Annotated in this window: 1 protein-coding gene; it reads left to right on the forward strand. The window is 67.5% G+C overall.

The features are described 5' to 3' along the window. Positions 1–125: 125 nt before the first annotated feature. Positions 126–14750 (forward strand): glycosyltransferase, encoded by a 14625-nt coding sequence (locus BJY18_RS25135; RefSeq protein WP_184782425.1) that lies wholly within the window; start codon positions 126–128, stop codon positions 14748–14750. The last annotated feature ends 22 nt before the right edge of the window (positions 14751–14772 follow it).

Here is a 14772-nt window from a genome sequence, read left to right on the forward strand (position 1 = left end):
CTGCGGCGCCGAAGAAGCCGGCGCCCGCACCGAGGCCCACGCCTGGGCCCAACGTCGGCAAGAATCCTCCGGTCACCGGGGGTAAGGACGACTTCAGGCAGCACCTGAAGAACTTCAAGTACACCGTGGTCCACGAAACCGGAATCCTCGGCGACGTCGGTAACCGGAACGCCGGCAACCAGAACAGCGTCGGCGTGGTGGCCACGGTCGCCGCTACCACCAGCGACGACCTCAACGCGATCGCGCAGAAATACGAATCCGGGTTCACCGGTGATTCCGGCAAGGGCCGCTTCGGCCTGGTGATCGGGATCAATGGCAATCCAGGCTCCGAGCAAGCAATATCCCAGCAGATCCAGCAGTTCCAGAACAGCTGGGACAATCGCTTCCCGGTAGCGGTGGTGGGGTTCACCTGGAAGAACCCGACCACCGACGTCGTCGATCAGAAGTCCATTCCTTACGGCGGTATCCGCGAGACGATCGTCCGGAACCCGGTCACCGAGAACCTGACTAATAAAATACGTCAGAATGGTGGCGACAACCAGGTATACCTGCACATCGGCGATGCAGACCTGCATTCCCTGGATACCAATAATGGACCCCTTTTCGATGCGGTGAACGATACTGTGCGGAACAATCCGGAGGGTGCACCGGAGCTGATCAGTGGCGGCTACCGTGTCCGTCCGGACGACGGGGACCTCGCCAACCAGGCCGCCCAACTGGATCTCGACGTGCGCCAGGCGCTCGCCGGCGTCGACTCGCGGTCGGTCTACTTTCCCGAGCCCAACACGTTCGTGCGGATGGACGGCGGCAAGCTCGAAAACGACGCGACGTTCGGTACGAAGAACCCGAACACCGGCAAATTCGACTACGGCGCCAAGGAAGGGCAGGGGCTCGTCGATTCGGTGCTGTCGCAGCGGAATCCGGGCTGGCAGTACAGCGGGCACCCGGACGCGATCGCGAAGTTCACCTCCGACCTGGCCATCCGGACCGACGGATCGCGCATCGCGAGCAAAGTCGGTACGGACCCGAACGGCATCACCGCGTTGACCCAGAGTCACGCGAACGAAACCACCTGGTCCGACCAGATCGGCCATTACCTCGCGAACCACACCGATCTCGACCCCAACCTGGCGAAAATCGCCGCGAAGGCCGCGTTCCACGGAATCACCCCGAACGGGCCGACGCCGAATCGGCCGGGCAGGTTCGGCGAGGTATCCGCGAACCTGTCGCCGGCGGACGTCAATACGCTGAAACGAGAGATGAAAGACCATCGCGGGGATGTCGAGAAGCTCGCCGCCCTGACCCTCTCGACGCGGCAAGCCCTCATCGACAACCTCCAGGGCAACCACTCCGCGGCGACGCAGACTCCCTCGGCCGCACCACGCAATCAGCCGAACCCGCCGTCGAACCCGCAGCCGGACAATTCCAGAAACCTTCCGGGACCACAGGATTGGCACGGTCGCCGGGACACTGCCCCGGCCACGCGGTTCGCGTCCGAACGGTTCGACCCGGCCACGAGGATCGCCGAGCAGTTCAGCGGAAACCGCGAGGGACTGCAGGGCGGCCAGCTCGCCGGCGCGATCACGAACATCCGGTTCGATGTCCGCCGATTCGAGACCTCCCCTGGCCATTGGGTGCGGGAGTACACGATCCCGATCGATCTCACGTCCCACACCGGATCGGTTTCGCCGGACGAACGGGCCCAGCTCGTCCAGGACGCGCAGAACCATCTCGACGACTGGATCAACCAGAACTACCAGTTGCGCGGCGGCGACCAGGTGCACATCCGGATCGACGCGCGCGTCGCCGATGACATTCGTCCCGGTGACACCAGCTGGGAGACCGACTCGTCACGCCCGGTCCCGGTGAATGTGCACGACTCCACAGTGGACAGCGGCACCCCGGACACCAATCAGCTCAACTGGGACGTGCACGACTCCAGTTTCGGCATCGCCCACGAGCTGATGCATTTCCTCGGTCTGGGGGAGGGCTACCGCAGCGACGACATGCTGTTCAACCGGGACGACCAGCCCGGCGTGATGGGTCCGGACGCGTGGCACGACTCGCGGCTCAACCAGGGCAATCTCGACCAGCTCGAAAACGTGTCGGACACCGCGAACATCCGCGACCACCACCTCGGCAGCGAGCCGGCGCAGAACCCGGCCTCGCAGCGGGAAAATCCGGACGACTCCACCCCCCAGGACGACCACACTCCGGAAGCCAACCCCGGCCTGCACTTCCCGAGCCATGCACCGGACCCGAACGAAGGCACCCCGCCGGTCAACGGCGGCAAGGCGGAATTCAAGCAAGCGCAGCAGGAATACAATTTCAAGGTAGTGCGCGAGACCGGGATCATCGGCAACGTCGGCACGCGCGACGACGACAACCAGGACGGCGTCGGCGTGGTGGCCACAGTGCCGGCGACAACCAAGGACGATCTGCAGACGATCGCCGAGAAGTACGCGGGCGGCTTCACCGGCAACTCGTCTGACGGCCGCTTCGCGCTGGTGATCGGATTGAACGGGACGCCGGGTTCGGAACGGGCGATCTCGCAGCAGATCCAGCAGTTCCAGAGCAACTGGGACAACCGCTTCCCGGTGGCGGTCGTGGGATTCACGTGGAAGAACCCGACCACGGACGTGGTCGACCAGAAGACGATCCCGTACGCCACGATCCGGGAAACGATTGCACGCAATCCGGTCACCGCGGACCTGATCGGCCAGATCCGCGAATCCGGGGGTGACCAGGACGTCTACCTCCACACGGGCGACGCGGACGTGCATTCGCTGAACACGCCGAGCGGGCCGTTGTTCGACGCGGTGAACTCGGTCGTGACCGGCAGCGAGGATGGTGCACCGGAGCTGATCAGCGGTGGCTACCAGGTACGGCCGGACGACGGTGCGAACGCGAGCCGGGCGGCGCAGCTGGATCTGAACGTACGCCGGGCGATGGCGGAGGTCGATCCGCGTTCGGTTTACTTCCCGGAGCCGAACACCTTCGTCCGGATGAAGCGCGACCAGCTCGAGAACGATGTCACCTTCGGCTACCGCAAACCAGGCAGCAGCAGGTTCCGGTACAACGCCGAGGAGGGCCAGGGCCTGGTCGATTCCGTCCTGGCACAGCGCAAGGCGGAATGGACCGGCCTGGACCCCCGCGGTGTGGCGAAGTTCGATCCGAACGTGGCGATCCAGACCGACGGCACGCGGATCGCGGCGAAGGTCGGCACCGACCCGAACGGGATCACCGCACTCGACCAGAGCCACGCGAAAGACACCAAATGGGCCGACCAGATCGGCCGCTACCTGAGCAACCACACCCAGCTCACCGCCGACCAGGTGAATCTGGTGCAGCTGGCGAAGAAGGCCGCCTTCTCCGGCATCGAACCCGGCAAGCCGATGCCACCGCGGCCGGAGAAGTTCTCCGACGTGCTCGCGAACCTGTCCCCGGGTGACCGGAGCAGTCTGGTCGCGGGCATGAGGCAGAACATGGAGGACGGGAAGCGGCTCGCCGACCTCATCGTGGCGACTCGACAGGCACTCACCGACACTCTCGGAAACAATCCCGCGCCGTCCCTGCACACGCCGGCGGCGGCGCCACCGAAGCCGGACTCGGATCACCCCACCGATTCGGAGACCGGGATCGACTTCGATTCCCACCGTGGCCTCGAAGCAGTACGAGAAAGCAATCCAAAGGCGAGCGCGCTCACGCTGAAGGCGGTGAGACAGCGTGAGTTCACAGCGGACGAGCGGGCCGGCGCGGAGGACGCGTTGAAGCACTACGCGCCGATCATCGGTGCGCAACGGCAAAGCTCCAGCCGTGCGGACATCGAGCAGGAAGTGCAGCACATCGGTGCGGTGAGCCTGGGCATCGAGAACGGCCGGATGTCGCCTGCTATGGCCGGTGAATACATCGGCTCGCACAAGACGGTGAACATCTACGCGCTCGCCGGCCTTGACCGGGATTTCGGCGGCGGCCGCCGCGAGGTCGAAGGGATGGTCACGCACGAGCTTTCGCACGGTCTGCTCAAATACGCTCTCGACGACTACACCAAACACGTCGGCGTGTGGAACGAGGACAACACCCCGAAGCGGCGTCCGGACGCCGAGCCGCCGAGTGATCCGAACGCCCGCAGCGACTTCGCCGACTTCACGGCGGCGATCAAATCCCATCTACTCGTCCCGCAGAACCTGGCCGAGAACTCGCCGCGTCGTGCGGAATTCGTGACACGACTCGAGTCCGCGCACCCGGACGTGTTCGCGAAGCAGGGCGACGAACTGTCCCGCAATCGCGCTGCCCGGATCGCCAAGACGCTCAGGGGCGAACACCTCGGGGCGTTCAACGAGCACACCGGCTACTGGACTTCGGACGGCTTCCCGGCCTTCGACGGCGAGCGGCCGATGAGTCGTTACGGTTCCACGAACCCCAATGAGGACATGGCTGAGACAGCCAAGTTCTACTTCCTGGACCCGGATCGGCTCCGGGCCGAGGCGCCCCAGCGTGCGGCCTTCTTCGATCAGCTCGTCGCAGACTGGAAACCGCAGCAGGACGACACCGTACTCGTCGCCGACGAGGAGACGTCCACTGAGGAGGAGCCGGATACGCGTCCGCTGACGCAGCGGTTGCCCGAGTTCGCGCGGAACGGGAAAGCACTCGGGTCGATCGTTCCGGCGGACGTCCGTGGTGCGAAGGACGTGGGCAATGCCATCGAGAACGTGCTCCGCGGGTTCAGCGCGCCGCAGCAGAATCCGCCGAAAGCCGAAGGCATCGACGCGATCACCGAGTCGCTGAGTGGTCCCGAGTTCGAGTCCTTCCTGGGCAGTGGACGAAAGTCGATGGTGCGAGTCGGCGAGAAGTGGTACGAGGTGCACGTGACGGCGGAGCCGGACTTCGCTTCGGTCGGCTCCGACCGGATCACGAAGCTGCCGCAGCCGACGATCGGTGACGTCAAGAACGAAGCCAAGACCACGCACGCCAGTCCGCACACCGACACCACCGCGAACGTGATCGGCACCTCGTACTTCGGGATGTTCCCCGCCGGGCCTTACGCTTCGCTCGGCGGTTCGGCGCAGCTCGCGAGCCCGTCGGCGGAACACACGGGTACGACGACCGGTACCGAGCAGCGAGTCATCCGCTCGGCGGGCGATACGCAGCGGGCGGACGTCCCGGTCACCTACCGCATCACGGTCCGCAACGAGACCGGCGGACTGTCCGGATCTACAGTGGATGGACGGGTCGGACTGGTCCTTTCCACCGACCTCTCGAATCTGAAGCAGGAGCCGACGGCGGGTCCGGGCGACCCCAAGCCGGACTGGGCCGGGCAGATCGAGTTCCTCGCGCCCGAGGTGGTGGACCTGGACGAGAACGCGTTGTTCGACCAGGTCAGCAAGAACCTGCATCCATCGGTGACGAAGTTCGGTGCGCCCGGCCGCACCACGTTGCGGGAGTTCCTCAGCCGCGGCGGGGTCCGCAGTGTGCTGGGGACCGCGATGCAGGGTGGCCCCGTGGTGTCGAACGACCTGCTCAGCCCGCACGGCTCCCACCGCGATGCGGTGCAGCTGCAGGCCAGGCCGACGAACGTCGAGCTTCTCGGCGTGATCCCGGGCGAGGGCGAACTGCGGTTCAACGATTCGTCGCTGAGTGGCGGGAGCACCACCGTATCGTCGAAGTACGGCGGCGACGTGAACGCGACCTTCGGCGGCGGATCGAGCATGCCCGGCGCGGTGAGCGGCGTCGCCGGTGTCACCGGCAACTTCTCCCGGAAGATCAACCAGCAGTCCACCAGCGGCACCAGCTTCACGAACAAGTCGACGGTCAACGCCAAGGGGGACATCGGCCTGTACAAGGTGACTGTCGACCTCGACGTCACCACTTCCACCGGTGAGAAGACCACCGTGCAAGCCACTTCCTACACCCGGATGGGCTTGCCGGAGGCGAAGGCCCAAGGGCTTCCGGTGCCGAAGGACACGGCGCCCAAGTTCAAGGACGTTGGCACGCGGTACGAGCCGCCCTACCTCGCCGCGGCCGCGGCGGCGGGCAACGTGCGAGCCGGATCGTTCGCGCCGGCGACGCAGGTCCAGCCGCAGATCGAATCCGCGCTCCGCGATCTGCCCGGCTTCGAGAAGTTCCTCCCGCGCTGGGACAAGTTCCAGAGTGATCAGCAGGATTCCGGCCGTGACGTCGCCGAGCGGTTCGCGAACCTGAGGAAGATCGCCTCGACGTTCTCGGTGGCCTCACTGCGAGGCAGAATGGACAGTCTGCTGACGCAGGGTGTGTCGACGCAGCTCAAACGGCGCGGGCTGTTCACCGACGAATACATCAACGTGACGGTGAAGGCGAAGACCGGACCGGGCCGGCACCTCGGCCAGTCCGACGGCCGTTCGGTCAAGAACAGCAACGAGGTGAGCCCGTCGCTGACCAGCGCTACCACGACGGAACGCGGCTGGTCGCTCGGTGTGGAAGGCCGCGTCGTCATTCCGGCGGCCTCGGCCGTGGCGAAGGTGGGGATCAGCCCGACTGTCTCGCCACTGCAGTACTCGGACAACCGGACGTGGAAGAACTCCGGCGGCCCGACGGTGACGACCACGACGGTCAACGGTGGCAGCCCGGACTCGCAGGTGTTCGAGCACGACGTCGAATTCGAGGTCGAGATCACCAGCTACACCCGCAACCGGCCGTGGGTGCGCAGGCTGACCCCCGGTTCGCCGTTCCGGGTCACGCCCAAGGTGTCCACTGTGGCCGAGACCGGCCATCCGGCACTGCCGAAGATCTCCGGCAAGGTCGATCTGTGGGTCAATGACGGTACGGCGCTGAAGAAGGACCCCGGCGAGTTCACCTCGGGCAAGCCAGGTGTCGTGGCGATGTCCCCGAAGGACACTCCGAGCATCGACGATGTGCTGACCCAGCAGCAGAGTCAGCCTTCGCCGAATTTCTTGCACGTCGACGCGTTCGCGAACACCGAGGCGCTGCGTGACGAGGGGTTGCGGCAGTTGCAGCGCGCCGCCGGCGGGGACGCCGTGCTCGGCCTTTCCGGCAGCGAGGCGCGTGCCCGTGTGGACCGGCTCTTTTCCCCGGAAAACCTCCGTGGGCTCGTACCGAAGTTGTTGAAGCAGGGTGGGACTGCCGGCGGGTTCCGGTACGAACGCCGGATGGCCGATCGGGTCGGCGGCCTCGGGATGGGAATGTCGCTCAGCAATCCGAAACTGGTCTCGGTCTCCGAAACCGGCGGCGGTGAACGTACTTATTCCGGCGGCTCAAAGGCCTCTTACGAAGCAAGCCGCAAACAAGCGCTCGAAGCCAACGCGCAGCTGGCGCTGACCGTGCGGCCGTCCGCCGGTGACGCGCACGGCCAGGGCCAGACCGCCGGCACGGCGAAGTGGAGCCCGTGGCAGCGCACCTCGGGGTCGTCGAACGAGATGACCGCGAGTGTCGATCACACCACCCGGGCGCCGGCCGGCAGCCGCACGGTCCTGGTGCAGTACGACGCGAATGTCCGGCTGGTTGCCGAGAGTCGCCAGGAGGGCCTGGTGAACGGTCCCATCTCGCGGGCGGGCGCGGACGTGCAGCTGCCGGGCTCGGTGTTCGTTTCGATGACCGAGGACGACGCGCGGACAGAGGGCCTGTTGCCGCCGGTCGAGCCGCGGAATCCGGCTCCTGGCACGCTTTCCACACCGGCGATGGTCGGGGGAAAGTCCCACTCCCTCGGTGCGGCGGTGCTGGAGGACGCGCCCAACCTGTCCGGACTCGTGCAGGAAGCCCGTCAGCAGCTCGGGAAGCTCGGCGGCAAGCTGCTGCCGAAGTCGGTGCTCGACGATTCGATGAACAATCTGCAGCGCACGCTGGAGACGGCTTCCCCGGAAGCAGTGACGTCGCTTGTGGACAGTGCGCTCGACGGCGGCGTCTCCCTGGTGGCACAGGACCAGGGTGTCCTCTGGACCGACAACTACCAGCTGCTGCTGAAGGCCAAGATCGTCGACACCCAGTTCGTGGACGTGCAGAACGACGGCAGCGAAGTCGACCACGTCGTGAACTCCTCGCGGACGGACAAGAAGAACTCGGGCCACGGCTCCTCCTACACCGGCCAGGTCCGGGGCGCCGGACGCGGCCTGTTCCAGGACAGTCAACCGAAGCTCAACGGGTACGACGGTGCTTACCTGGGGGCGTCGGGCACCCGAGCGAAGAGCGACCAGACTGTCGAGAACAAAACGACGACCACGGCCGTGACGGCGTCCTCGAGCGGACCGTCGGCACGGTACCGGCACCAAATCCAGTTCGAACTGGTCGTGGCCCGCGACGGGCACACTTACCCGGTCGCGTCGCAGGAGGCGACCGTGACCTCGCGGTCGTCGGCTGACGACCAGAAGATCTCGGGTGACGAGCGTTACCACACCAAGCTCTACGGATCCCGGACCACGGAGCTCGGCGCCGACCAGTCCAGTGAGGACGCGCTGCGGTCCTGGCAGCAGGCGGGATTCGGTCCCCTGCCGGATTCCTCGATGGTCGAGGGTGTGCGTGGTGCCGCGGACGTGCGGGCGGCGGCGCTGCGCGCGCTGCGGCTGGCCGGTGCGGGCAGCGGGCTCACCGGCCCGGGGACCGGCTCCCACAACACGTTGTCCTCGTCGATCACGAACGAGACGTTGCAGGCGAACCTGCCCGACATGGTCGACAAGCCGTTCGTCCTGCCGGAGCTGCACTCCTCCGCGGTGACCGGCAGCGGCCACGGCTCGGTGAAGGTGTACGCCCGCGTGGTCAAGCCCGACCTGACCGGCCTGAGCGATTCGGTGAAACTGGAGCGGTCCCGGCAGTCCGGGTCGACGTTCACCGGTGAGGCCAAGACCACGCTCAGCGGTGAGCAGCAGGGCAACCTCGGCGCCGGCGGGATCACCGACCCGGATCGGAACATGCACTCCTGGGGTGGGCTGGACGTGCGTAATCCGGTCGCCCGCGTGGACCCGACGTCGAGCACGAACCCGGCGCAGCGTTCCGTGGTCGGCAAGGACAAGGGCCGGACCGGGCTGGTCGGGTTCGACGTCGAGTACCGCGTCGTCGCCACCGTCGGCGGAAAGACCGCGGCTGTCGAGGTACGGGTGCCGCAATCGTCCCGGACGCGGATGAATGGCTCGGATCTCGAACAGGCGCTCGGCGAGCCATTGCCGGAGTCGCTTACTTCGGCACAAGACGCGGTGAAGAAGGCCGCCGAGGACTGGCGGTCCGCAGAAGAGGAACTCGAAAAGGCACAGCAGGACTTCGATGACGCGTGGTTGGCCGAGAACGACAACGTCCACGACGCGACCGGCGGTGCCCGCGGTCTGAACGTCGCGGTCGACGACAACGATCCGGTGCGGCACCTGCGGCAGGCGCTGGATGCAGCGCAGAACGAGGCACGCGAAGCGGGTCAGGCACTGCGTGCCGGCAACGCCGAGATCAACCGGCTCAACGACCTCGACGAGCAGTTGCTGTCGCTGGCACTGAGCGAAGAACCGGGTTCGGTCGCACAAAACGACTTGGTGGCGGACGCCTGGCACGCACAGCAGCAGGCGCAGCAGGTGCGGGACGGGCAGCCCGACCTGGTCCGGCAGCGGCAGGCGGCGCAGGACCGTGCCGCGGAAATCCTGAACGTACTGGACGAGTACCGGAACAAGCATTCGGACCATTCGGCGCGGCAGGACGACGCGAACGACCGGATCCGTGCTGCCCGGGAAAAGGCGGACGAGGCACTCCGGACGTGGTGGCAGGCCAAGTCCGAAGTGGACACGCAGATCGGCGCGCACACTTGGCCGCAGCCGTCGACGGACACCCCGCGCGATGGGGTCGTCACCGAGGAACACCGGGAAGGGACGGTCGAAGCCAGCGACGCGGCGAACGTCTCCACGGTGTCCGGTTGGGACACGGACACCGGAAGCCCGTACGACTTCGGCGTCTCCGAGATCCAGACGCACACCGTCACGGACAGGTCGGGGAAGGTGCGTGCGGTGTCCTTCCTGCCGGCGAGTGAGCAGACCGGGGACATCGAACGTGACTGGGTCACCGACAACTCCGGGCAGATCAGCACTCTGCCGGAGGGCGCGACGCCGCAAAAGTTCGATCCGCTGCTGCGGCAGGCCCGAGCGACCGGGGCGACGCCGGAACTGTCCGGGCGCCGGTTCGGTGAATGGGCCGACGAATCCGCGGCACCGTGGGACGAGGATTCGTTCTTCGTCTTCGCCCATGGCCGGCCGGAGTCGGTCAAACTGACACTGCTGGGCGGCCGTACCGTGCGCGTCAGCGGGGACGCTTTCGCCCGGATCGTCGCGAACTCCGCGCTGTTCGCGCAGACTCATTCGTCGGTCACGCTCATTGCGTGCAGTGCCGGCCAGACCGACGGACCGGGCGGCCTCGCCCACGACTTCCAGCGCACGTTGAGCGAACTCGGCGGACCGGCGACGGTGCACGCCCCGACAAAACCGGCGTTGTTCGGCCGCGACTCGTCGGCACTCGGCAAGGCCATCGGTGCGACGCAGAGCTTCACCACGGTCACCGAGGGTGGGCACTTTCGGACCTTCGGCGGCAATCCCGGGGACGAGGCGATCGTCGGCCTCGTCCGGGAAATGGAACACGGTGAGCTGGCGCCAGAGCCCGCAGCCGGCCCGATCCCGCTGTCCGACCGGTACGGCACGCTCGCGTTGGCGTCCACTGTGGAATCGCAACTTGCCGACGAGGTTTCCCGCACCGGCGTGCTGCGACTGACCGAGGTGCGGGACCTGGTCTCCCGGCACGAGCGGCCGGACGTGATCTGGTCGGCGGCGCTGACGCGGCTCGCCGCGCGGCCGGACGTCGCGGTGCACACGGTCGTCGAAGCAGGGCGCGACCCGGAGATCGGGAAGTGGACGCGCGCTGAGCTGCCCCCGATGGCGCGTGGCCTTTACACGGTGACGGGCAAAGGAACCTGGACCGGCACGGAGTTGTCCCGGCCGGTGCGACTCAACCCGGCGTGGAGCACCGGTCCCGCCCGCGCCGGTGCGTTCCCCGGACGTCCGGACGCCCGGTACTACGCGGAAACTCTCGTGGAGCACCACCTCGACCGGTCGCCGCTCCCGCCGGTCGCCATACCGGCCGAGCTTGCCGAGCAGTTCAAGGCGGACGTCGCGACCCATCTCGGGGCGCTGCCCGGCGAGGTGCGCCCGGAACTGGACCACTTGGTCTCCAGCGAGTCGCTGTCGGCCGGTTCGACGGTGGAAGCCGGCCCGGACTACGTGCTGGCCGAGGAGAACACCTACTCGTCGGCGAGCGACCTGGTGTCCGACCTCCGGGAAACCGAGGTCAACGGGCCGGCTCCGGCGCCGCTGCTGGGGCCGGACCTGTTCGGCCTCTACCGCGCACCGGAGCCGCCGGACTTCCTGCGTGGACACGACCTGAGCCGGCTCACCGCGGGGCAGAGCCTCAGCTTCCTCGACCTGCTGGACCTGACCAAGGGCTACCAGCTGAGCCGGGAGCATCTGGACCCCGCGCACCTGCACGACAATCGCGAGTGGACTCTCGAGAAGGAGCGCGCCGACGACAAGCTGGCCGAGTGGGCGCCCGGTACCGTCGAGCCGCTGGCCAAGACGACCGCCACTCCGTTGCTGATGCACGCGATCTGGCTCGGCGGTCCACTGCGGAACACCGGAACGATGCAGACCTTCCGCCGCAACTTCGGGGACGCCGCGGACCGGCTCGGTGAAGGCATCGTCGCGGTCCTGTGGACCGACGTTCCGCGCTGGCAGACCGAACTGGCGTTGACCACCGCGGCTCCGGAGGACGGGCCTGATCCACTGCACGAGGTCCGGGACCTGGTGTACTGGGCGGCGGAGCACAACATCCAGCTGGTCGATGTCGCCGAGGTGTTCACCGGCGAGCATCCGATGCTGACGCAGGAGTTCTACCTTTCCGAGGTGGCCAAGCAGACCGGGCCGGGTTTCGCCGCGGCGAGCGACATCCTGCGGCTGGAGCTGATGTACCGGTTCGGCGGCCTCTACACCGACGGGGACAACGTCGTGCACGGCCTGGGCGATGTCGTCCGGGCGGCCGAGTCGGACGCCGGTTACGCGGTGCACCGGGTCGGCGGGAACATCGCGAACTCGGCGTTCACCATGTCCAAGGGGCACCCGTTCGCGAAAGCCTATCTGGACCAGTTGCGCGAGAACTACGGTCAGACGCAGGCGAATCTGCTACCGCGTGAGGTGGATGCACTGGGGCAGGGCTTCTTCTCGACGCCGCTGGGCCGGGTGCACCGGCAGTCGGTCATGTACCGCTCGGGTCCGGTCGCGCTGACCGAGACCGCCCGCCGGATCGGGCTGAGCTCGGCACAGGAGCTGCCGGGTATGGCGGAGATCCGGATGAACAGCGACCACAGCTGGCTGCTGCCCCCGCAGGGTGACCCGCCCCCGCTGTCGGACCGCTTCGAGACGCTGGAGCTGACGCAGCACGTGGTCCAGACCTTGGTACGTGGTCTGTACAACCGGGACGGTGACCTGCACCTGACCGCGGTCGAGCCCGCGGTGCGCCGGCACGCCGATCCGGACCTCGTGTGGCAGGCAGCGTTGTCCTACCTCGCTTCCGACCCGGAGCTGGCCGCGCTCGTGCGCACCGTCACCGATCGCAGCAGCTACACCGGTGAAGTGCACGATGTACCGCTGCCACCTGCGGCTCGTGCTCTGCTGAACATCGATGACAGCCGGGTGCACCACCACTTGGGCGAGGTCCAGCGCGCTGCCACTCTGCGACCCGTGGATTCGGTACTGGTGGCGGATTCCCCTGACCCGCTGGAGAATGGCACTGCGCGGCTGACCGAATCCCTGCGCGCGGCCGATGCGCGCGGAGGTGCGCTGCCGCCCATCGAGGTCACCGGCACCGGTCCGGACGGCCGAGCGCGGGCGGCGACCACTGCCAGGGAACTGGCCGGGCACCTCGCCCGGGAGCTGGGGGCGGACGTCCTGGACCGGGTGCCGGTGAAGCTCCGAGTTTCCGATGGGGACGGTCGGGTCAGGACTTCGTTCCGCCCGGCCGGCGAACCGGCCGTGGAGATCACCTCCGGTTCACCGGACCCGGTGGTGTTCCAGGGCTTGGACGACGTCCCGACGCCCGCCGTGCCACGGCCGTGGAGTCAGGACGGCCGTATCGTCGGGATGCACTACTCGGCGTCCGAAGTGGACGCCGTTAGTGAAGAGCCGACGGTGCTGGGCGATGTCGAGCTGTCCGCCGTGGCACGCGATCGCGTCACTGCAGACTTCCGAGGTCCACTGCCGTTGACGTCTGATCCGGTGTCGACCAGGGCGTTCACCGACGAGTTGCGCGCCAGCGGTACGGACCTCCCGGTCGATGCAGTGAATGTCCAGTCGATAGGCAGCGAACACCCGTCCGCGGACTACTTGATCAGCGGTGGCGAACAGGCTCTCGAACTGGACCGTCGCATGGTCGAGGAGCTTGTCCGTGCCGCATCGCACACCTGGTGGTTCCGTCCGCAGCCACCTGCCGGGCCGGTCCGCGTGACCGACCGGGCAGGGACCGTGAAGCTGCTCGGGTCCGTCCTCACGCGACTCCGTCGCGGTGGATCCACCTTGGACCTGACATCGGTTGCCCTGGACGTCCATCGGCACGAGCGGCCCGATTTGGTCTGGACCGCTGTGCTCGAATTGGCTGCCCTGTCGCCGACTCTCGTGCACGACGTGCGGCACGTGATCGACCGCCGCCTGGACGCGTCGACCGGACGGTGGCAGGTCGTGGATCTGCCGTCGTCGGCACGCAAGCTGTTCGCCGTCACAGACAAGGGGATCTGGCGTGCCGGTGCGGTCTGTCGCCCGGCCAGGCTGGGTGTCGGACCGGTGGTGCCCCCGCAGTCGCCAGGACGTCGGCCGCTCGGCGACGAGCAGTCGGAAGCAACGCTCGCGCGCTGGATGGCTGAGTCCATTGTGGAGCGGGTCGGGGACGGCCTCCCTGCCCCGGTGTTGACGCTCACCGGCTCGACGGAACTCCAGGACCGTCTCGTAGCGCGAATCCAGGCGGAGCTCGACGTGCTGAATGCGGCGACGCCGATCGCCGCGGCCGAACTGGTCGCGCTGAGCACGGCCGGTCCCGCTGCTGCCACTGTTTCTTTCCCGGAGACCCCGCTGGCGCCGAGGCTTTCTCCCGCCGAGACGGCCGCGGCGGCCGGCTTGTCCGAGCACTACGCGCTCCTGCACCTGCATGGTGTGCCGGATACGTTGCTGGGCAAGGACAACCCCGACGCGACGACCGTGCTTCTCGACCTGGTCGCAGCGACCCGGGATGGTGCGGACGTCGCCCGGATCGCCGATGCCATGGAGGTCCTGGACCGGCACGGTGCACTGGCTGCCGTGCTGAGTGCGCCCGGCGGCCGCACGCTGCTGCTCGAAGAGCTCACCCGGGTGCCAGACCAAGCCGACCCCGAAGGTTACGCACGGGATCTGGCCACGGCGACCAGGGCGCTCGCGACGGAAGACTTGCCGGCGGACGTGCTCCGCGCCGCGGTCCGCGGAACGCTGGACGGCTGGCCGGACGCGCCGGACAGTTTCGGCGAGCGGGTGGAGCAGACCCGCGAGACGCTGTGGACCATGCACAGGCTGAGCGTCGTCGGACTGGGCTGGCTGGACCGGTGGCGGACCGCGGCAGCCATCCGCCGTTACCGCGAACAGCAACGCGCGGCGTCCGCCCGCAACGCCGCTGCCCTCGCCAGCCTGACCGAGGCGGGCTCCGGCACTGGATCCAGCGATGTCCAGTAGCCGGCCGCCGAAGGGTTCCGGT

Source organism: Amycolatopsis jiangsuensis (genome assembly GCF_014204865.1).
GTDB classification, from domain to species: Bacteria; Actinomycetota; Actinomycetes; order Mycobacteriales; family Pseudonocardiaceae; genus Amycolatopsis; species Amycolatopsis jiangsuensis.